16 protein-coding genes are annotated in these 19076 nt (G+C 53.8%); 8 read left to right on the plus strand and 8 right to left on the minus strand.

The window, feature by feature from the left end; genetic code table 11:
• Nucleotides 1–15 precede the first annotated feature (15 nt).
• The gene (locus L1249_RS13485) at nucleotides 16–1875 is read right to left on the minus strand and encodes a TRAP transporter permease (RefSeq protein WP_266100146.1); all 1860 of its coding nucleotides are present in this window, start codon (nucleotides 1873–1875) and stop codon (nucleotides 16–18) included.
• A 153-nt stretch (nucleotides 1876–2028) separates the two neighbouring features.
• On the minus strand, nucleotides 2029–3024 hold the full coding sequence (locus L1249_RS13490) for a TAXI family TRAP transporter solute-binding subunit (RefSeq protein ID WP_054641046.1): 996 nt from the start codon (nucleotides 3022–3024) through the stop codon (nucleotides 2029–2031).
• A 448-nt stretch (nucleotides 3025–3472) separates the two neighbouring features.
• Between L1249_RS13490 and L1249_RS13495 the strand changes: the two genes are divergently transcribed.
• Genes L1249_RS13495 through hglS form a run of 3 tightly spaced genes read left to right on the plus strand, consistent with a single transcriptional unit; the run spans nucleotide 3473 to nucleotide 9209 of the window.
• Entirely contained in the window at nucleotides 3473–4726 is a 1254-nt protein-coding gene (locus L1249_RS13495) for a 2-aminoadipate transaminase (RefSeq protein WP_228168987.1), read from the plus strand.
• A complete protein-coding gene (gene ydiJ / locus L1249_RS13500; protein WP_228168986.1) occupies nucleotides 4723–7851 on the plus strand; it encodes a D-2-hydroxyglutarate dehydrogenase YdiJ in 3129 nt (1042 codons plus the stop codon). The genes L1249_RS13495 and ydiJ overlap by 4 nt, the downstream gene beginning before the upstream one ends.
• Nucleotides 7848–9209 (plus strand): 2-oxoadipate dioxygenase/decarboxylase HglS, encoded by a 1362-nt coding sequence (gene hglS, locus L1249_RS13505; protein ID WP_228168985.1) that lies wholly within the window; start codon nucleotides 7848–7850, stop codon nucleotides 9207–9209. Before ydiJ ends, hglS begins: the two co-directional genes overlap by 4 nt.
• A 103-nt stretch (nucleotides 9210–9312) precedes the next feature.
• Here hglS and L1249_RS13510 read toward each other — a convergent pair whose 3' ends face one another.
• Nucleotides 9313–10875: an ATP-binding protein gene (locus L1249_RS13510; RefSeq protein ID WP_054645045.1), complete on the minus strand. Its 1563-nt coding sequence runs from the start codon at nucleotides 10873–10875 to the stop codon at nucleotides 9313–9315.
• A 339-nt stretch (nucleotides 10876–11214) separates the two neighbouring features.
• On the opposite strand from L1249_RS13510, the gene L1249_RS13515 reads away from it, so the two are divergent.
• From L1249_RS13515 to L1249_RS13530, 4 genes are all read left to right on the plus strand, one after another.
• Entirely contained in the window at nucleotides 11215–11505 is a 291-nt protein-coding gene (locus L1249_RS13515) for a hypothetical protein (RefSeq protein ID WP_235253634.1), read from the plus strand.
• Nucleotides 11506–11654: 149 nt separating this feature from the next.
• Complete coding sequence (locus L1249_RS13520) at nucleotides 11655–12098, plus strand: transposase (RefSeq protein WP_228168983.1); 444 nt, start codon at nucleotides 11655–11657, stop codon at nucleotides 12096–12098.
• Nucleotides 12099–12111: 13 nt separating this feature from the next.
• Complete coding sequence (locus L1249_RS17705; RefSeq protein WP_353734472.1) at nucleotides 12112–12351, plus strand: transposase; 240 nt, start codon at nucleotides 12112–12114, stop codon at nucleotides 12349–12351.
• A 328-nt stretch (nucleotides 12352–12679) separates the two neighbouring features.
• A complete protein-coding gene (locus L1249_RS13530; RefSeq protein WP_054641043.1) occupies nucleotides 12680–13603 on the plus strand; it encodes a LysR family transcriptional regulator in 924 nt (307 codons plus the stop codon).
• Here L1249_RS13530 and L1249_RS13535 read toward each other — a convergent pair.
• The 4 genes from L1249_RS13535 to dctP all read right to left on the minus strand — a co-directional run bounded on the left by L1249_RS13535 (nucleotide 13600) and on the right by dctP (nucleotide 17296).
• The gene (locus L1249_RS13535) at nucleotides 13600–14370 is read right to left on the minus strand and encodes a M15 family metallopeptidase (protein ID WP_228168981.1); all 771 of its coding nucleotides are present in this window, start codon (nucleotides 14368–14370) and stop codon (nucleotides 13600–13602) included. The two genes, L1249_RS13530 and L1249_RS13535, sit on opposite strands and share 4 nt — an antisense overlap.
• A 5-nt stretch (nucleotides 14371–14375) precedes the next feature.
• Nucleotides 14376–15653, minus strand: coding sequence for a TRAP transporter large permease (locus tag L1249_RS13540; protein ID WP_228168980.1), 1278 nt, complete (start codon nucleotides 15651–15653; stop codon nucleotides 14376–14378).
• On the minus strand, nucleotides 15650–16171 hold the full coding sequence (locus L1249_RS13545; RefSeq protein WP_054641042.1) for a TRAP transporter small permease: 522 nt from the start codon (nucleotides 16169–16171) through the stop codon (nucleotides 15650–15652). Before L1249_RS13545 ends, L1249_RS13540 begins: the two co-directional genes overlap by 4 nt.
• Before the next feature lie 84 nt (nucleotides 16172–16255).
• Nucleotides 16256–17296: a TRAP transporter substrate-binding protein DctP gene (gene dctP, locus L1249_RS13550; RefSeq protein ID WP_228168979.1), complete on the minus strand. Its 1041-nt coding sequence runs from the start codon at nucleotides 17294–17296 to the stop codon at nucleotides 16256–16258.
• A gap of 269 nt (nucleotides 17297–17565) precedes the next feature.
• Here dctP and L1249_RS13555 point away from each other — a divergent pair, with 269 nt between their 5' ends.
• Entirely contained in the window at nucleotides 17566–18462 is an 897-nt protein-coding gene (locus tag L1249_RS13555) for a LysR family transcriptional regulator (RefSeq protein ID WP_228168978.1), read from the plus strand.
• Between the two features lie 2 nt (nucleotides 18463–18464).
• Here L1249_RS13555 and L1249_RS13560 read toward each other — a convergent pair.
• Nucleotides 18465–19076, minus strand: a 612-nt coding sequence (locus L1249_RS13560; protein ID WP_235253636.1) for an AbgT family transporter, incomplete at its 5' end; no start/stop codon positions are given.

Raw genomic sequence — 19076 nt, forward strand, 5'->3', positions numbered from 1 at the left:
GGCTTTTATAATGGCTCATTGGGCGAGCGTTGCAGCCTCCTGGGATTTATCAGGTCGGCGCGACTGAAGCCAGCCTACTGTCACCATGGCAAGCAAGCCTAAACCGCTGGTTAGCAACTCGGGAACCACCATGGCAAGCCCTGCGACTAACAGTACCAGACGCTCCCCGAAGAAGGAATCACGCACAAAGTAACCGAGTAGTGCGCTGCTGACGCCCATAATCCCTACGAGTGAAAAGAACAGCGCGCTTAAAAGACCTAGCAGCGTAGGTTCGACTAATACCAGCACAGGATTATAAATGAAGGCATAAGGAATAATAAACGCACCAATCGCCAATTTAACCGCCGTAAAGCCGGTCTTCATCGGGTTGGCTTGTGCAATGCCTGCACCCGCAAACGCGGCTAAACACACGGGAGGTGTAATATCGGCGATGATGCCGAAATAAAAGACAAACAAATGTACTGCCATTGGCGGAAGGCCGAACTCATTAATCAGTGCTGGTGCGGCAATGGTGGCGGTGACCACATAGTTTGCTGTTGTGGGTAATCCCATGCCCAAGACAATACAGGCAATCATTGTGAACAACAGCGCAAGTATCAAGACGCCGTCAGCTAAGCTAATAATGCCAGCAGCAAATTTTGACCCCATTCCTGTCATGCCTACCACGCCAGCGATAATGCCTGCGCAAGCGACCGCTGCGATCACTGGCAGTGCCACGCGCGCCCCTTTTTCAAAAATAACCAATATATCTTTTAACGAAGGGCGTGTTTCTTTGCGAGCCAAACTGACAGCAAACGCACATGCGATACCCAGTAGCGCTGCCCGTTGAGCGGTAAAGCCAACGCTAATAGTCGTAATAATGACGAGCAAAGGCAGCAACATGTAGCCTTTTGACAGTATCAGCTTACGCTTGCTGGGCAATTGATCTTTAGGAAGGCCGAGAATGCGATGACGTTTGGCTTCGAAATGCACCCCGATAAAAATACCCGCAAAATAGAGAATGGCGGGAATCAGCGCCGAGAACATGATTTCGCGGTAAGAGACGCCCACGTACTCCACCATGATAAAAGCCGCAGCACCCATTAAGGGCGGCATGATCTGCCCGCCGGTAGAGGCTGACGCTTCGACGGCTCCTGCTACCTCGGGCTTGAAGCGGGCATTTTTCATCATAGGAATGGTGAAAGAGCCAGAAGCCACGGTGTTGCCGATAGAGCTTCCCGAAATCATACCCTGAAGCGAGCTTGCTATAACGGCGGCTTTGCCAGCCCCACCCGTAAAGCGCCCGGTTAACGCAAAGGCTAAGTCATTAAAGAATCGGCCTACGCCGGTATGCATCAGAACAACGCCGAAAAACAAGAACAAGAAGATAAAGCGCGCCGATATTTGCAGGGGCGTACCAAAAACGCCGCTTTCCCTAAACCATAAGTAGGGAGACACCTGCTCAAGAGAGAAGCCGGGATGAGAAAGCAAAGGGCTAGGGATCAAGTTACCAAACAGCGCATAGAGAATTGCCAACGTAGCCATGACAACAATTGGCATACCAACAGTACGGCGAGTTGCTTCTAGTACAAACAGTACGCCGAGTGCGGCAATCGTTAGGTCAACGGCTGAATAGCCCGTAACCCTTGCACGCAGAACTTCTTCATAAAATAGGATTTTATAGTAGGCGGCAAAGGTGGCTACGAAGGCGAGTATTACGTCGTACCACGGCACGCCATTACGCCTGCCCGCACCGCGCGTTGCAGGGAATAAGATAAAGATCATCCCCAAGGCAAGCCCTAAGTGGACGGCACCTTGCTGCTGTGACGGTAGCGTACCAAAATAACCGGTATAGAGATGAAAGCAAGTCAGTGATACACCCATTAGGGTGATCAGCCAACCCCACTTGCCTAGCTGTAGTGCAGAACGTACTTGTGACTCACGATCATACTTTTCTAAAAGCGCTGCTTCGTCAGGAGTTTTTTTTTATCCACGATTAAACCTCATACATATAACGCCGCTGGCTTAGCCAGCGGCGAAAGGGGAACATCAATCGGTTAGATCACTTAGGCTGTCAATATTGGAGCGTTCACGGGTCACAATCTGAATGACTTCAGGGTAAATGTGTCCGATAAAGGCAACGTTATCAATCGCGCCACTTTCGAACTCTCCGCGTCCGGCAACGGCATCTTGTGCCGGTGCGTGTACGGTCATCCCGAGATCCATACCGTTATCACGAATGCTCACTAAGTTTTCGATTGAAGCGCCAGTTTCAATATTCGTGAAGTTATAGTTTTCCAGGTAACGGTTCCAAATGGTGGCCATCTCACCGCCTAGAGGGTAGTAAGTTCCGCCTTGGCTACCGGTACCTAAAATAAACTCTTCTTTGGCTTCAGTTTCGCCAAGCTCCGCAACCGGGTTATTTACGGTGAGGCCTTGCTCTTCGTAATATTTTTTAGCACCGGGGTGAATGGGGAGACCTTCTGAACCATTGAGTGCATTTTCAAGGGTAATGAACGCAGATTGGGAGTGCGTGTTTTCTTCAGCATGTTCATGCATTAAACGCGCTAGTTCATAACCCAGGTCTTCATCAATAGTATTTGTGTTACCAACTAAAATGGCATAAGCCGTAATAGTGTTTACATCTTCGCTTTGGAACGCATAACTATTAGCGGGAATCGTAAAGCGCTTATAGGCACTATTCTCTTCAATATAGTTGATAGCGTCATCGCTTAAACTAATTAGGCGCGCATCGCCGCTCGAGGCTTGTAAGTTCTCGATACTGCCAGAAGGTAAACCAAGAATACCGATAGAAATATCGATGTTGCCATCTTGCACACCATCGAGTGCAGCACCAAACCCTTCTTGATAGGTATTGTACTTATCGCTACCAATACCGTAGGCATCAAAAAGTAGTTGGGAAACGCCTTGAGTGGTACTGGCAGGGGGGCCAATAGCGATATTAGATTTGCTGTCGCCACCACAACCCGCCAACAGAAGAGTCGCACCTACGCCGCATAGCACTTTAGAAGTAATGTTTTCCATGTTAACTCCTGCTAATTAAATTATTTATAATAAAATTCTGCTTAGCAATTCTCGCAATCCGACCGTCTGGGGATCGATCAGTGAAAATGGCGCGAAAAAATAGCTGACTATTGTTCACGTATGCAGCCCGACAGACAAAAGAAATTAAGTTGTGTACGCATTCCATTTTGTCATACCAAAGGCTTTTAAGAAATCCTTAAGTAACCAGTGATTTGTGCTTTTTATCTGCATGGCCGGCGCGACGTTTTCTTTTTATAGTATTCCTGGTGGAATATGTGCTAGCAATGAGTGGGCTATGCTGAGCGGCGGATGATTATGCTTCTGATCATGTGTTCACACCTAATGCATTCCTGCTTGGCATGTATTTAGCGTTTTTTTTCGTTTGTGATCTGCCATATGAACCTGTTTGATAAGGGAACACATAGTCATTTCAGGAGCGTTTTCGACGATGGACCTTCCCAACGTCAGCAGTGCATTAGGCATCCTCCATCCCGTTTGCATTACTAAAGGGCGTAATGCAGAGGTATGGGATGAAGCGGGACAGCGTTATATCGACTTTATTGGCGGTATTGGTGTGCTTAACTTGGGGCATGGCCATCCAGCGGTGGTCGAGGCCGTCAAGGCTCAGGTCGATACCCTCATGCACTCAGCGTTTAATGCCTTGCCGCACCGTGGCTACCTCTCTGTCGTAGAGCGACTTGACCAGTTTGTGCCGGTTTCTTATCCGCTGGGATGCATGCTGACGAACAGTGGTGCGGAAGCGACAGAAAATGCTCTGAAAGTTGCCCGTGGTGTCACGGGTCGCCAGGGCGTGATTGCCTTTGACGATGCTTTCCATGGCCGCACCTTGGCCGCGCTCAATTTGAACGGCAAAGTTAAGCCCTACAAAGCCGGTTTAGGCGCGTTGCCTGGCCCGGTTTATCACCTGCCGTTTCCCAGCCAGGATAGTGGGATATCCGCCGAGCAGTCGCTGGCGGCCCTAGAGCGTGTATTTGACGTAGAAATTGCTCCCAGTGAAGTGGCGTGTGTCGTCGTTGAACCCATTCAAGGGGAAGGCGGTTTTCGCTTACTTTGCCCCCAGTTTGCTAAAGCGCTGCGGGCAATCTGCGATCAGCACGGTATTTTATTGATTTGTGACGAAATCCAATCAGGCTTCGGACGAACCGGTAAACGCTTTGGCTTCAGTCACCTAGGTATCGAGCCCGACCTGATTCTGTTAGGAAAAAGCATTGCCTCAGGTCTTCCTCTGGCCGCTTTGGTAGGGCGTAAAGAGTTAATGGATGCCTTACCCAAAGGCGCGTTGGGAGGCACCTATTCAGGCAATGCGGTTGCGTGTGCAGCTGCATTGGCAGTGATGGATATCATGCAAGACGAGGCGCTAAGCGAATGGGGCAATGCCCAAGAAGCGGCGATTGTAAATGCTTACCAGCGCTGGAAGGCCAGCGAGCGTTTTCCCATGCTAGGAGCCATGACCGGTGTTGGCGCGATGCGCGGTATCGTCTTTGAAGATACCGACAATGCCACGGGGGGAGAGCACTTAGCTAATCTATTGGCCGCGGGGCGCGATGCTGGCGTTTTGCTAATGCCCAGTGGCCGCAAGCGTAATGTCTTACGCTTATTGCCGCCATTGACCACTGAACCAGACGTCATGGCAGAAGGGCTAGGGCTCATCGAGCAGGCGCTGGAGACGCTCAAGGCATGATCGCAATGGTCAGCGAAGTGGCAGTGCGAAGTGGCTATGTGGCGTTTCTCGACGCCTTGCGCGCCTGTGGCTTCGAAGGCGAGATTGCCCCGGACGATGCCAACCGCACCGTGCTGGCAACGGATAACTCGATTTATCAGCGCTTGCCCCAAGCGGCGGTGTTTCCTAAGCATGCGGAAGACCTGGAACGCCTTGCCAAGCTGGCTGCCGAGCTGCCCCACCGCGATGTCGTGCTCACCCCTCGGGGCGGCGGCACCGGTACCAACGGCCAGTCGTTGACCGACGGTATCGTGGTGGACGTTTCCCGCCATATGAACCAGATCCTCGAGATCGATGTAGAGGCACGGCGGGTACGCGTTCAGGCGGGCGTGGTGAAGGATCAACTCAACGCGGCGCTGAAGCCTCATGGGCTGTTTTTTGCCCCGGAGCTATCCACCTCTAACCGCGCCACCATCGGCGGCATGATCTCCACCGATGCCAGCGGCCAGGGCAGCTGCGAATACGGTAAAACCCGTGACCATGTGCTGGAGCTGGATACGATTTTGCTGGGAGGTCAGCATCTGCATAGCCGCCCGCTTAGCGCGGACGAGGAGCAGCAGGCCGTTGCTCAACCCGGCATGCTCGGCCAGGTGCATACCACCGCGGCTGAGATTATCGACCAACATCGCGGGCTGATTGAGGCGAAATTTCCGCCGCTCAACCGCTGCTTAACCGGCTACGATCTGGCGCATTTGCGGGAAGCAGAAGGCCAACTGAACCTGAACAGCCTGCTGTGTGGCTCGGAAGGCACGCTGGGTTTTTTGAATGAAGCGGTACTCAATGTGCTGCCGATTCCCAAGCACGCCACCTTGGTCAATGTGCGTTACGCCAGCTTTATGGACGCGCTGCGCGATGCCAAGGCATTGATGACGACCAGCGCGCGCCCCACTTCGATTGAAACCATCGACGACACCGTGCTGCAGCTGGCCATGGAGGACTTTGTCTGGGACAGCGTGGCGACGTTTTTCCCCGCCACCGGCAGCACGCCAATTCGTGGCATTAACCTGATCGAGTTTAATGACGATGATCCTGAAGGCTTGGCAGAACGGGTGCAGGCGTTCACGGATCATTTGAGCCAAGACCCCACGGTAGAGCGTTTAGGCTATACCCTGGCGGAAGGCCGTCCGCAAATCCAAAAAGTTTACGCCATGCGCAAACGCTCGGTGGGCTTGCTGGGCAATGTGCAGGGCGAAAAGCGCCCACTTGCGTTTGTCGAAGATACCGCTGTACCACCAGAGCACTTGGCTGACTTTATTAGTGAGTTTCGCGCCGCACTGGATGCCCGCAAACTCTCCTACGGTATGTTTGGCCATGTCGATGCGGGGGTGCTGCACGTGCGCCCGGCGCTGGATATGAAAGATCCCGAACAGGAAAAACTGATTCGTGAGATTTCTGATCAAGTGGCTGACCTGACCCAGAAATACGGCGGGCTGTTATGGGGCGAGCATGGCAAAGGCGTGCGCTCGGAGTACGGCCCCAAATTCTTTGGCGAGCTGTATCCCAGCCTACAGCGCGTTAAAGCCGCGTTTGATCCGCATAACCAGCTAAACCCCGGCAAGATTGCATCGCCCGCTGAAGGCCGCGCATTAATCGCCAAAGACAGTGACCCTGAGCTATTAACGATTGATGGCGTCACCCTGCGCGGCCAGTTGGATCGCACCATTGATGAGCGGACGTGGCAGGCCTACGATGCAGCGGTGTACTGCAACGGCAATGGCGCCTGCTACAACTACGATGCTGATGACCCCATGTGCCCTTCCTGGAAGGCTACCCGCGACCGTGTGCATTCGCCTAAAGGCCGTGCCAGCTTAATGCGTGAGTGGCTGCGTCTGCAGTCCCAGGCTGGTATCGATGTAGTGGAAGAGTCGCGCAAAAAGAAAGCCGAAAACGGCTGGGGCTTTATCAAAAGCTTTCCGCTGCGCGTTGCCAATACGCTTAGCCGCAAGCAACATCACGACTATTCTCATCAAGTTTACGACGCCATGGCGGGCTGCTTGGCGTGTAAATCTTGCGCTGGCCAGTGCCCGATTAAGGTCAACGTGCCACAGTTCCGTTCGCAGTTTTTAGAGGTCTACCACGGCCGCTATTTACGCCCGCTGCGCGATTACATCATCGGTGGCACTGAGTTTATGCTGCCCACGCTTGCCAAGGTAGCGCCGCTGTATAACGCCCTACTCAGCCAGCGCTGGGTCGATAGCCTGATGCGTAAAGGGCTGGGAATGAGCGACTCCCCGCTGCTTTCCCGCGCCAGCGTGAAAAAGCAGCTGCGTGCCTGGGGCGTGGCTGAAGCTACACCCACCTCGCTTGCACTGCTGACTGACCAGCAGCGTGCCAACAGCGTGATCATTGTCCAGGATGCCTTCACCAGCCACTTTGAAGCCAAACTGGTGATGGACGTGGTGGAACTGCTGTCGCGACTGAATCTGCGGGTGTTCGTGATGCCATTTTCTGCCAACGGCAAACCGCTGCAAGTGCAGGGCTTTTTAGGCGCCTTTGAGCGCACGGCGGAAAAACAGGCCAAGCGCCTGCGGGCGCTGGCAGAGTTCGACGTACCCATGGTGGGGATCGACCCCGCCATAACGCTGACCTACCGCCAAGAGTACATCAAAGCCCTGGGGGCCGAACAAGTGCCCAACGTGCTGATGCTGCAAGAGTGGCTGGCCACGCGTATGAATACGCTAGCGCCTCACCCACTGAACCTAACCGACCCTGGCTTTAAGCTGCTGTCCCACTGCACCGAAAAGACCAACGCCCCAGGCAGCCCCAAAGCCTGGCAGCAGGTGTTTGCGGCATTTGGTTTAGAGCTGGCGTTAGCCACCACAGGGTGTTGCGGCATGTCGGGCACTTACGGGCATGAAACCCGTAACGTCGCAACTTCCAAAACCATTTATGCCCAATCCTGGCAGCCCCAGGTGGAAGCCGACGAAAACACGGGCAAGCTGCTCGCCACCGGCTACTCCTGCCGTAGCCAGGTGAAACGCTACTCAGCGCAAACATTACACCACCCGCTTCAGGCGCTGTTGGCGCTATTGACGCCGGTGTCTCATCCTTATCCCAACAATATGCAAGAGAGAGCAACGAAATGACTCAGCCGAGCCTTCTTTCAACCAACGAAGTGCGTGACCGTTTCTCTAAGGCAATGTCGGCCATGTATCAAGCCGAAGTGCCGCAGTACGGCACGCTGCTTGAACTTGTCGAGCGCGTTAACCAAGAAACACTTAGTCAACAGCCTGAACTGCATCGCCGCCTGGAAGCGCAGGGTGAGTTGGCCCGTTTGAGCGTAGAACGCCACGGGGCTATTCGTGTGGGAACTGCTGCAGAGCTTTCCATGCTGCGCCGCCTGTTTGCTGTGATGGGTATGTATCCGGTGGGTTATTACGACCTTTCAGAAGCGGGCGTGCCGGTTCATTCAACCGCCTTCCGGCCTATCGACGACGATGCGCTGGCGATGAACCCTTTCCGTGTTTTTACCTCGTTACTGCGTTTAGAACTGATTGAAAGTGAGGCTCTGCGCCAGCGTTCGGAAGAGATTCTAGCCAAGCGCGATATCTTCACCCCAGGGGCGCGCGAACTTATTGAGCGTCATGAAACCCAAGGTGGCTTAACCAGCGAAGAGGCCGACCAATTCGTCAAAGAAGCGCTGGAAACCTTCCGTTGGCACCAGGATGCGACGGTCGATCTGGAAACTTATCAGGCGCTCCATGATGAGCACCGTTTGATTGCCGATGTGGTGTGCTTCCGTGGGCCGCATATCAATCACCTGACGCCGCGTACTTTGGATATCGACGAAGCACAGCGCCGCATGCCGGAGATGGGTATGAACCCCAAAGCCGTCATTGAAGGGCCGCCGCGTCGTGAATGCCCCATTTTGCTGCGCCAGACCAGCTTTAAAGCATTGGAAGAATCAATCCGCTTTGCCGGCGACGCGCAAGGTACTCACACCGCTCGCTTTGGCGAAATTGAGCAGCGTGGAGTGGCGCTAACACCGAAAGGCCGTGCACTTTATGACCAGTTGCTTACTAAAGGCCGCAAGCAAACCGCAGGCTTGGATAACGATGCACACCAAACGGTTATGCAAAACGTCTTTGCCAAGCTCCCTGATAACGACGAAGCCATGCGCCGTGAGGGGTTAGCGTATTTTCACTATCATCTGACCGAGAAAGGCCAGGCCGCGGGTGATATTGGCAATGCCGATATGGATGCGTTAATCGCCCAGCGCTTAGTGGAAGCGCAGCCGATCACGTATGAAGACTTTCTGCCAGTGAGCGCAGCGGGGATTTTCCAGTCGAACTTGGGCGGTGCAGAGAGCGAAGCCTATGCCGGCAATGCTAATCGCGATGCCTTTGAAGCGGCGCTGGGCGCCCAGGTGACCGATGAGTTGGCGCTTTATGCTGAGCGCGAAAAGGCGTCTAAAGCGAAGGTGTTGGCGCGTTTAAAAGGCTAATCCCATCGTGTTTATAGAGATCGGCAATATAACAGCGTGAACCGGCCCTTGGGGCCGGTTTTTTGTCGAGCTTAAACAGAGGCTTGTGATGAGTAGCTGTGCGCTATAGCGTCTCCACTTCAAACGCTACGATCTGCCGCTGTACGCTGGAGAACTCCACGCCTATCAAGTGAATTGGTTTGCCGCTGGCACGGTGCTTGTCGGCGTAGCCTTTAGCTTTGATTTGTTCCAGCGCTTTTCCTTCGGGTAGCTGTTCCACCACTTTAAACTCAAACAGGTAAACATGGCCGCCAAAATCGACGCTCATATCCACTTTGCCGTGGTGGCTGGCATCTTCTACTGTCACATTCACGCCCAGTGCGGCGAAGTGGCTGTAAAAGACGCTCGCATAATGTCCTTCATATTGGGCGATAGGGTTGTTGCGGTACCAGTCGTGGGGTAAACCGGCATAAAGCGCTTTGAGGTGGGTTTCCAGGCCTGACAAGTCGTGCGCTTGCAAGGTGCGAAACAGCGTGAGCCGCTCCCGAGGAGGCGCTGGCACGCCCAGCACAGGTAGCAACGCTTGGTTAAGGCTGGTTTCCACCTCAAGGTTGGGGTAGCCCAAGGTGTAGAGCCAATAACCGGTCATCGGCTCCTCGACAGCATGCGCGGTCAGGTAGCCCGTTTGGAACAAGAGCGCTTCGGTGGCGATATGGTCGACATCAAAGCGGCCTAACAATTCGGCTTCTGTTTGCAGTTGGCTCAAGGCAGGAGTGAACACACCGCGTTTTTTTAGCAGTTCTACTAAAAACGTAGGGGTAGCGCTTTCAAACCAGTAAGGGGTGAATTTCCGCTCTTCTAACAAGAGCAATACATCAAACGGGTTGTAAACGCTGGGCACGTCTTGCCCGCCCCAGCGATAGCCGTTGTACCAGCGGCGAATCTCGTCACGGTCAAGCCCAGGCAGTTCAGGCGCAAACACCGTGTCCACATCGTGGTCGGTATAGCCACAGATAGCGGCATAGTCAGATGAGAGTGTGATATCGCGCAGATTGTTCAGCCCTGAAAACAGGCTGACTTTGCTGAACTTGGAAACGCCGGTCAGCAGTACAAAGTGCAGGTGGGGGTCGGCATCTTTCAGCACGCTATAGAGGTTTTTCAGACCTTCGCGCAGTTCGCGCGCCCTATCGCTATCGAGAATATTATCAAGGATGGGTTTATCGTACTCGTCGATCAGCACTACTACGCGTTGACCTTGAACACGATGCGCTTGCTCAATCAAGCTAGCAAAGTCGTCCGCAATACGCTTAGGAGGCGTCGACGTAATCTGCAGACGTGCACGCTGCTGCTGCAACTGATATCGAATGTTCGCATCTAGGTCCTCTCTGTCAGCCGCCACTCCATTGCCAAAGCTTAAACGCACCACCGGGTATCGCTGCTGCCAGTCCCACTTGTCGTGAATATATAACCCGTAAAATAGCGCTTCGCGGCCTTCAAATAGGCAGCCCAGGGTATCTAGCAGCAGGCTTTTGCCAAAGCGACGCGGGCGGGAGAGAAAATAGTATTTGTTTTGGTTCGCCAGCTTTTCAATGAACGGCGTTTTGTCGACGTAGTAATAGCCGCCTTCTCGGATATCCGAAAAAGTTTGAATGCCTATAGGCAGCTTACGACGATGAGAAGCTGGCATGCTGGCCTCCAATGCTGAACCGATGAAACACAGGACAGTTTAGCACGGTGGCGATAAGGGCAGGTGGCGCGTATGGAGCTGTGTTTTTTTGCATAGGTACTGCTGGCGTTCTACGCGTAGCCGAATCAATTAAAGGAGTCCGTAGTGCGCGGTGACCAGAGGTCAAATTTGGTAGAAAACAGGACACAGAAAAGTCACGGTATGTGCCAACGTTTTGGCAATGAAGGGCACAGAATGGCGTTAATGGGTGTGATAGAGAAGATTTGAAATGCATTGGCATGTTAATTAACTTGTTGTTTTAAATATTGTTTATTGGTTTTTTGACGGTGGGGAAGGGCGATGCTTGTGCGGCTTAAACTGGCCTCCGAAGCCGAAGCCGAAGCCGAAGCCGAAGCCGAAGCCGAAGCCGAAGCCGAAGCCGAAGCCGAAGCCGAAGCCGAAGCCGAAGCCGAAGCCGAAGCCGAAGCCGAAGCCGAAGCCGAAGCCGAAGCCGAAGGTCGCAGGTTCAATTCCTGCCGGGCGCGCCAAACATATCAAGGGCTTACGTTAACGCGTAAGCCCTTTTGTTTTGGTCAGTCAGCAGCTATAACCACGCTAGTAACCACAAACAGCAATCCAAAAGTGTTTTGAGTCGGCATTATTTTGTGTTGCGTTTTGTTGCCTTGGCTGTTGCGCTCCCTTTTTTAAGCTGGGGGAAGCACGGGAAGGCTAGCACTACGAAACTTTTGTAGTACCCGGCATTGGGGGATTTGTGAGTAGCTACGCTAGCCCGGCGGGGCATGCCTTCCTGGATCGCGCCCTGTACTTGCCCAAATCCTGGACACAGGACGCGTGAGCGTTGTCGGCGTGCGGGCATCCCTGATGACGTCGAATTTGCCAGCAAACCCGAGCTAGCTCGCCGGATGCTGGAGCGCGCGATGGATCAGGACATACCGGCCGCCTGGGTGACGGGGGATAGCGTCTATGGTGGTAACCGCAGCCTGCGTCTGTGGCTGGAGGAGCGCTCACAACCCTTTGTTTTAGAAGTGACTTGTAACGAATCCTTGTGGTGGCAGAGCTTCCACTACACGCGATCGGACGAGATCGCAGCGGCATTGCCGGATGACGCATGGCAGACCCTATCCGTTGGCTCAGGCAGCAAGGGCGAACGCTGGTACGACTGGGCGTTGACGCCGCTGGGGCCATTATCTTCTGATCCGACGCAGCCTCTCGACACCGGATGAGTAGGCCTATTATGTGGTCCATGCGCCCAGGGACTGGGTATCAATAGAGACGCTGGTTCGAGTCGCAGGTCAGCGCTGGAAAATCGAGCAAGGTTTTCAGACGGCCAAAGGGGAATGCGGTCTGGATGAGTATGAGGTGAGGCGCTGGGCCAGTTGGCATCGCCACATTACTTTGTCGCTGCTCGCCCACGCCTTGCTGGTGGCGATACGGCAAGCGAGTCACCAGCAAAAAAACTCGTACCAACAGGATTGAGTGGACACTCTCCGAGCTCAGGCGACTAATCGGGAGATGTCTATGGCAAGGACAACAGGCCCTGTCCCATGTGCTTCATTGGTCGGACTGGCGACGAAAGCACCAGTACCGGGCTTGGCGATGCCACTGTCGGCAGCAGCAAGCCCGGATGGCAATGCATGAACGATCACGGCAGTAGTTACGACTGAAGTACTAGACCCTGCACTTTCAAATATAATGCTTTTTCACTTCGGCAGGATAGCGAATGACCATGGCCATTGGGCAAAATATCTTGAAGCACTACATTGCATCCTATGGCTGGTGAGTTCATTTGGGAGAATATTCATTCATGCTTAGCCAACGAGCTTTGGCATATCTCAATGAGGTAGTGCGCCGCGGCTCTCTTCGGCGTGCGGCGGCGCATATCAATGTGGATGCATCGGCCATTAGCCGCCAATTGAAGGCTCTGGAAGAGGAGCTGGGCGTTATGTTGTGCGAACGTCACGGCAGTGGCATGCGCGCGACAGAAGCAGGCAGGCTGTTAATTCAGCATTACCATGCACAGCGTCTTTCGGAAGAGGCGGTGCTTTCCCAGCTCATGGCGATTCAGGAAATGGCCCGTGGCGAGGTTCGAATTGCCGTAGGGGAAGGCTTTATTGCCGATTTAATCGCAGCGCCCTTGGGGGCATTCATGTCGCGCTTTGCCGGCATCAATGTAGAAATCCGTATGGCGGGCGTAAACGAGGCGATGACGTTGGTGAAGGAGATGGAAGTAGATCTCGCGTTGCTATATGCACCGCCGGTTGACCCTCACATTCATTGCCATGTGGAAACCCGTCAGCCGCTAGATCTCATTGTGCCACCAGGGCATGAGCTAAGTAGCTTGTCTCGCCCAGCGACTTTGAGCGATATCGAGCAGTGGCCGTTGGCGTTAATGGATAACCCTTTTGGGATGCGTCAGATGGTCAACATGGTGGCTCACCAGGAGCGCCGCTACTTGGATGCACGTTTGCACACTAACTCGGTGGCCGTACTGAAGAATTTTGTGCGCTCGGGCATTGGTGTCACGTTTATGCCCGAGCTAACCGTCGCTGATGAGATCAGGCGTGGGGAGATTGTGGCGTTGCCCATGGCCTACCCAGTAATGAGCGGAGCCAGGGCACAGATTGTGAGTTTAGAAGGCCGCCAGCTCACGGTTGCCGCCACCACGTGCGTAGAGCATTTACGCACCGGTATGTGCTTTTTCTCTGCGGATGCGCCCCGGTTGTGTTAGCCGATTTGTCGCCGCCAGCGGTTTTCAATGGTGTCTAGTTCAGCAGGGCCATAGCAGGCTGCACTATGTCCGCCGTAGTGAGCCCAAAGCTGATCGCCAAAATCGAAGTGCCACCACTCGCTAGGTAGGTTGGTGAAGCCTTGTTGATGCATCGCATGGTAAAGCAAGCGGCGGTGGTCTCTTGCGCGTTGCTGGGCGGGCGTCAGCTTATTGAGTTGCTCAAAATGGTCAGTATGTGAGGCTGGGGTCGCTTCATCAAACAGCGTACCCATATCTAATGGTATACCGTCAGCATTGCATAGCGTGACATCCACTGCACCGCCCGTTAAATGGGGGCTGGGCGCGCCGGGGTCACGACTAGGCAGAGAAACAAACTCACGTGTACGGGTTAATAGCTCATCTTCGGTAGCGTTGGGGTGGCGGTGTTTAATCGCTTCATGCAGCGTATCGAACAAGTATTGCTGTACACGCCATGGCCGCCAGCCATCTAGTACCAGTAGTTTAATCCCTTCGGGTAAGCTTCTTGCCGCCGCTAGTAGGGCTAGATACACCCCTTCGCGTACAAAACATTCTGGGACTGCCCCTGGAATTCCTAGTCGTTGGTAGGCAGGAAACACCATGATGGGTGAAGGCGCTAGACTCATGGGCAGCAGGTGTTCATGACACTCTTTAATGGCGATGCGGCTAACGGTTGACCACTCAGGCGAGGGCAAACTAGGAATAGGCGCTAAGGCTGAAGTGGCTGAGGTTGTGGAGGCAGTGGGCATCATCATTATCCAAGAATTCGGGGCAGTACGAGCGTTAGAGACGGGAAGAAAATCAGTAGCAGCAATACCGCGATGGCGGTGAGTACAAAGGGCCAGATGGTCTTAAAGAGCGAGACTATTTCGATACGGCTCACCGCTGCCGCTACAAAGACGCAGGCACCCATAGGCGGTGTAATGAGTGCGATGGTGATATTGAGCGTAATAATCACCCCAAGGTGAACGGGATCAATACCTGCCATCATGGCAACCGGGGCAAAAATTGGAGTAAGTAGCATAAGCGCCGAGACTTCTTCCATAAACATGCCGGTTACAAAGGTAATGGCGCTGAGCAGCAAGAGGATGAGGATCGGACTTTCGGCATAAGGGGCGAGCAGAGAGACAAACTGCTGTGGCACCTGTGCGTAGGAGAGTAGCCAGCTAATGGTGGCCGAGGCCGCCATAATTAGAAAAATGGCGGAAGTAAGGCGAGCGGTGTCTTTGATGGCTTGCCAGCATTGTGTGAACTTTAAGCCGCCTAGCACAACGCCGCACATGGCTACATAAAGAGCGGTAAGTGCGCCAGACTCGGTAGGTGTGACCACGCCCAGGACAATGCCTGCCACAATAATCACCGGGGCAATTAAGGCGGGCATTGCTACGATGGTAGCGATACCAAGGGCTTTCGCGCTGGGCAACTGGCCGCTTTTAGGCATGCGTTTTTTCCAGGCGTACCAGGCACTCATCCCCATAAATGCCACCCCTAACAACAGGCCGGGTATCACACCTGCGAGAAACAGATCGCCTACCGAGGTGTTGGTGAGCGAGGCGTACAAAATCATAAAAATGCTGGGGGGGATAATGGGGCCGATCAGTGAGCTACCGGCCGTGAGTCCCGCGGCAAAGGCGCGCGAATAACCCTCTTTTTCCATAGCGGGCACCAAGAGGGAGCCAAGGGCGGAGGTGTCAGCTACTGCGGAGCCATTTACCCCGGCAAAAAAGATGCTCGATACTACGTTCACATGGCCCATTCCGCCGCGCATGTGTCCCACGAGTAAGCGTGCGAGCCCCATGAGGCGCTCGGTTAGGCCACTCACATTCATCAAATTACCAGCGAGAATAAACAGCGGAATCGCCATGAGCGAGAAGGCATTGATGCCGCCAAAAAATTGCTGCGGCATCATGCGTGGGATCATGGCCGGGTCGACAAACATAAAGCCGACCAGTGCGGTGGTTAATAAAGCGATAAAGAGCGGTAGGCCGAAGAGTACATGAATAAGAAACACACCAAGCATTGTCATAATCATTGGGAGTGCTCCTCGGGATGAGTCTCTTCAACGCCTTGCTCGGTTAGCGTTGGCAATGGTGCTGGGCCATACCAGAACACGTGCCATGCCAGCAAGGTAAACCCTATGGGCATCGACATGACTGGTATTGTGCGACTAACCCCTAGGCCAGACGTCGTGAACATGCCTACTGACTGTGCATAGTGGTAGCTCACCCAGGTACCTCCTAAAGCGATACCAAGTGTGAGTAGCCATTGATACAGGTTGAGTAGGCGCGCAAGAGGTCTCGGGAGTAGGCGTTCTATCAATGCCACACGCATATGACTGCCCTCTATCCACACCGCTCCTGCGGCAATCATCACAGTGCCAATAATGAGAAAGCGTGAGAGTTCATCGGTCCATATTGGTGCGCCGCCCACGAAATAGCGCATGAAAACGCCATAAAGAATGACGCCCAAATTGGTAAGTAAAAGAGCGGCAGCCACCGTGAGGGAAAGCGGGCGAGTGATCGCCAGCATGCGAGTTTGAAGCGCGTGCATGAGAGTCTTATCCGCAAGGTGAGGAAGGTAATGACAGAGCCGGGCGTATCCGGCCCTGTCTAACGCAATGAATGATGAACAGGCTTAGTCCAGCAGGTCACTCATACCTGCATCTTCCAGCGCCATATCAATCCAGCGTTGATCAATATTGCGCTCTTTTAGCCACTCTAAGTAGGCGGGTTGGCCAATATCTCTAAAGGCGGTTAGGTCTTCTTCAGAAGGGCGAATCACTTCCATACCTTGCTCTTCTAAGTAAGCAATACGCTCTTCCACCTGGGACTCGTTATGTTCTCGCGCTTGTTGGTTCGCTTCTGTTACCGCTTCCATAAAGGCGTTACGGGTTTCTTCCTCCCAGCTTTCCATCATTTGACTGTTGCCTACCAGAAATTGGTTAGAGTACTGGATGTTGGCCAGCGTCAAATAGTCCTGCACTTCATAGAGGCTGCCCAAAATGATGTACATGGGTGGGTTCATTTGGCCATCGGCAACCCCCGTGCGTAGGGCCATATATACTTCTGTCCACGGGATAGGCGTGCCAGAGGCACCGAAGGATTCGTAAAGCGCTACTTGGCTTGGATCCATCGCGCGGAAACGTAACCCTTTGAAATCATCTGGGTGTGAGATGGGTTTTTCATCATTGGTGAATGCGAGGAAGCCACCTTCTTCCACCACTGCCAGCATTTCAATACCGGCGCGCTCTTTGACAACGTTCTCTACTTCTTCCCAGTAGCTACCCTCATCAAAGAATGTACGAGCAGCTTCAAAGTCATCAAACAAGAACGGGATAGCGCTGACGAAGATTTCATCGGCAATAGGTGATACGCCCGCAAACGAGGCAATGTTCAACATGGGCGAGCTCATGGTTTGTTCCATGCGCTCTTGCTCTTCCCCAAGGGTGCTATTCGGGAATAAACGCAGCTGAATATCGCCATCGGTTTTTTCTTCGACCAGCGTTTTTAGGTTTTCTGCAAACACATGTACAGCGTTTTTGTCGGGATCGGGGGCACCGTTATAGCCTAGGTTGATGGTCGTCTGCGCCATGGCTTGGCTTGCCATTAACGCGCTACCGGTAAGGCATGCTGCAGCAAGTGTTTTCATTGAAACGAGAGGGAAGTTAAGTGTCATTATGATCTCCTGTGGCCTCTTAAACGCCAACCAAGGCGCTATTCATTGAGTTACTTTTTTTGTGATATGGCGCGATAGCCAACTGGCGTTGCATCACTCGGTTGTGTTTTGGTTGTTATTCTTCAGCTTCACTAGCAGCCTAGAGGTTGCTGTGTTGACTATGCAATACTGAATGTGTTGTTTTTATTGCAGCATCAGTGAAGCCTACTTCGTCATCAAAAGATGGTGCATCTAAAGCATTTCCAGCGCAGGTAAAAGAGCTTTCCTCAATGACCTTACTCGACAAACGCGCCTTCTATCTCTTGGAGGTCAGCAGCTGCGGCGGTATTCGCGCGGCGGCGGAGCATTTGCATACCAACCCGTCGGTGGTGAGCCGTCAGATCCGATCGTTGGAGCAGGCGCTGGGCATGGCGTTGCTGGAGCGTCAGGGGCGGCATGTCATGCTCACGGAGGCGGGGCAGTTGGTGGTGGATGGCTTTTTGGCCCAGCGGCGGCTGAACTCTGAGCTGGGCGATACGCTGTCGCGGCTTCGTAACTTGCAGGCCGGGAAGGTGGTGGTGTCGGTGGGCGATGGCTTTGTGGATAGCTTTATCAACCATGTGATGAAGCGGGTCTCTGAGCACTATCCGGACGTACTCATTGAGATCAAAACCGGCATTTACTATCCTCGCGAACCCCATGAGATGGTGGCCAGCGACGAGGTGGATATTGCCATTACCTATGGGCCGATCTCTGACCCACGTTTGGTGGTGCACTCGTTTGAGCGGGGGCCGCTGTGTGCGCTCGTGGCACCTTCCCATGCGTTGGCCAAACATGAGCGCGTGAGCGTGGCGGAACTGCTGCAGCATAAGCTAATTTTTCTGCCCGATGTGTCGGGCTCTCAGCAGTTTGTGAATGCGCTATTTGGCGCAGCGGGGCAGCCTGCCACACCGGCGTATCGCTGTAATTTGCACTCTGTCTCGCGGCGTATGGCGAGCGCGGGCATTGGGGTGTCGTTTATGACGGCGGCTGCTGCACGCAGCGAGATTGAGGCGGGGCTACTGAAAGCAATCCCGATTGATCACCCCATGGCGGCCAGCAGCCAGGGCAACTTGGTAAAGCGTGTCGGCAGAAGGCTCTCGCCCGCTGCCGACTATTTGTGGAAGTTGATGATGGCGATGCAGTAGCGCTAGTTCGCCATCATGTAAACACCCGGGCCAATGGGCCAACCCATCATCAGCCAGAACATCAGAAACGCCGACCACGCCAGCAAGAAGCCCATGGCAAGGGGCAGCATAGTGGCAATCAGCGTGCCCAGCCCCATGTCCGGTTTGTAGCGCTGCATGTACACCAGTGCTACCGAAAAGTAGGGGCTCATGGGCGAGATGATGTTGGTGCTGGAATCCCCAATACGGAACATCGCCAGCACGAAGGCAGGGTCGAAATCGATCATCATCAGCATGGGTACAAACACAGGAGCCATCAGCGCCCACTGAGCCGAGCCGCTAGTCATAAAGACGTTCAGCACCGCACTCATAGCGATAAACGCCCCGACGAGGGGAAGCCCGGTAAAGCCGGTGCTTTGCAGCACGTTCGAGCCTTCAATGGCGATAAACTGGCCAAGCTCCGACCAGCGGAAGTAGGCAATAAACTGCGAGATCGCGAAGAACAGCACTAGCAGTCTGTCGGACTTGAGGTTAATGGATGAGCTGAGGCGTGGGTTCTTCACCCCCCCTTGTGTTGGTGTTGGTGTTGGTGCTGTTGTGTGGCTCTTAACCTGCCCCTCAGCTTCTGCAAGGCG

The organism is Halomonas sp. Cn5-12 (assembly GCF_021532545.1).
GTDB classification, from domain to species: domain Bacteria; phylum Pseudomonadota; class Gammaproteobacteria; order Pseudomonadales; family Halomonadaceae; genus Vreelandella; species Vreelandella aquamarina.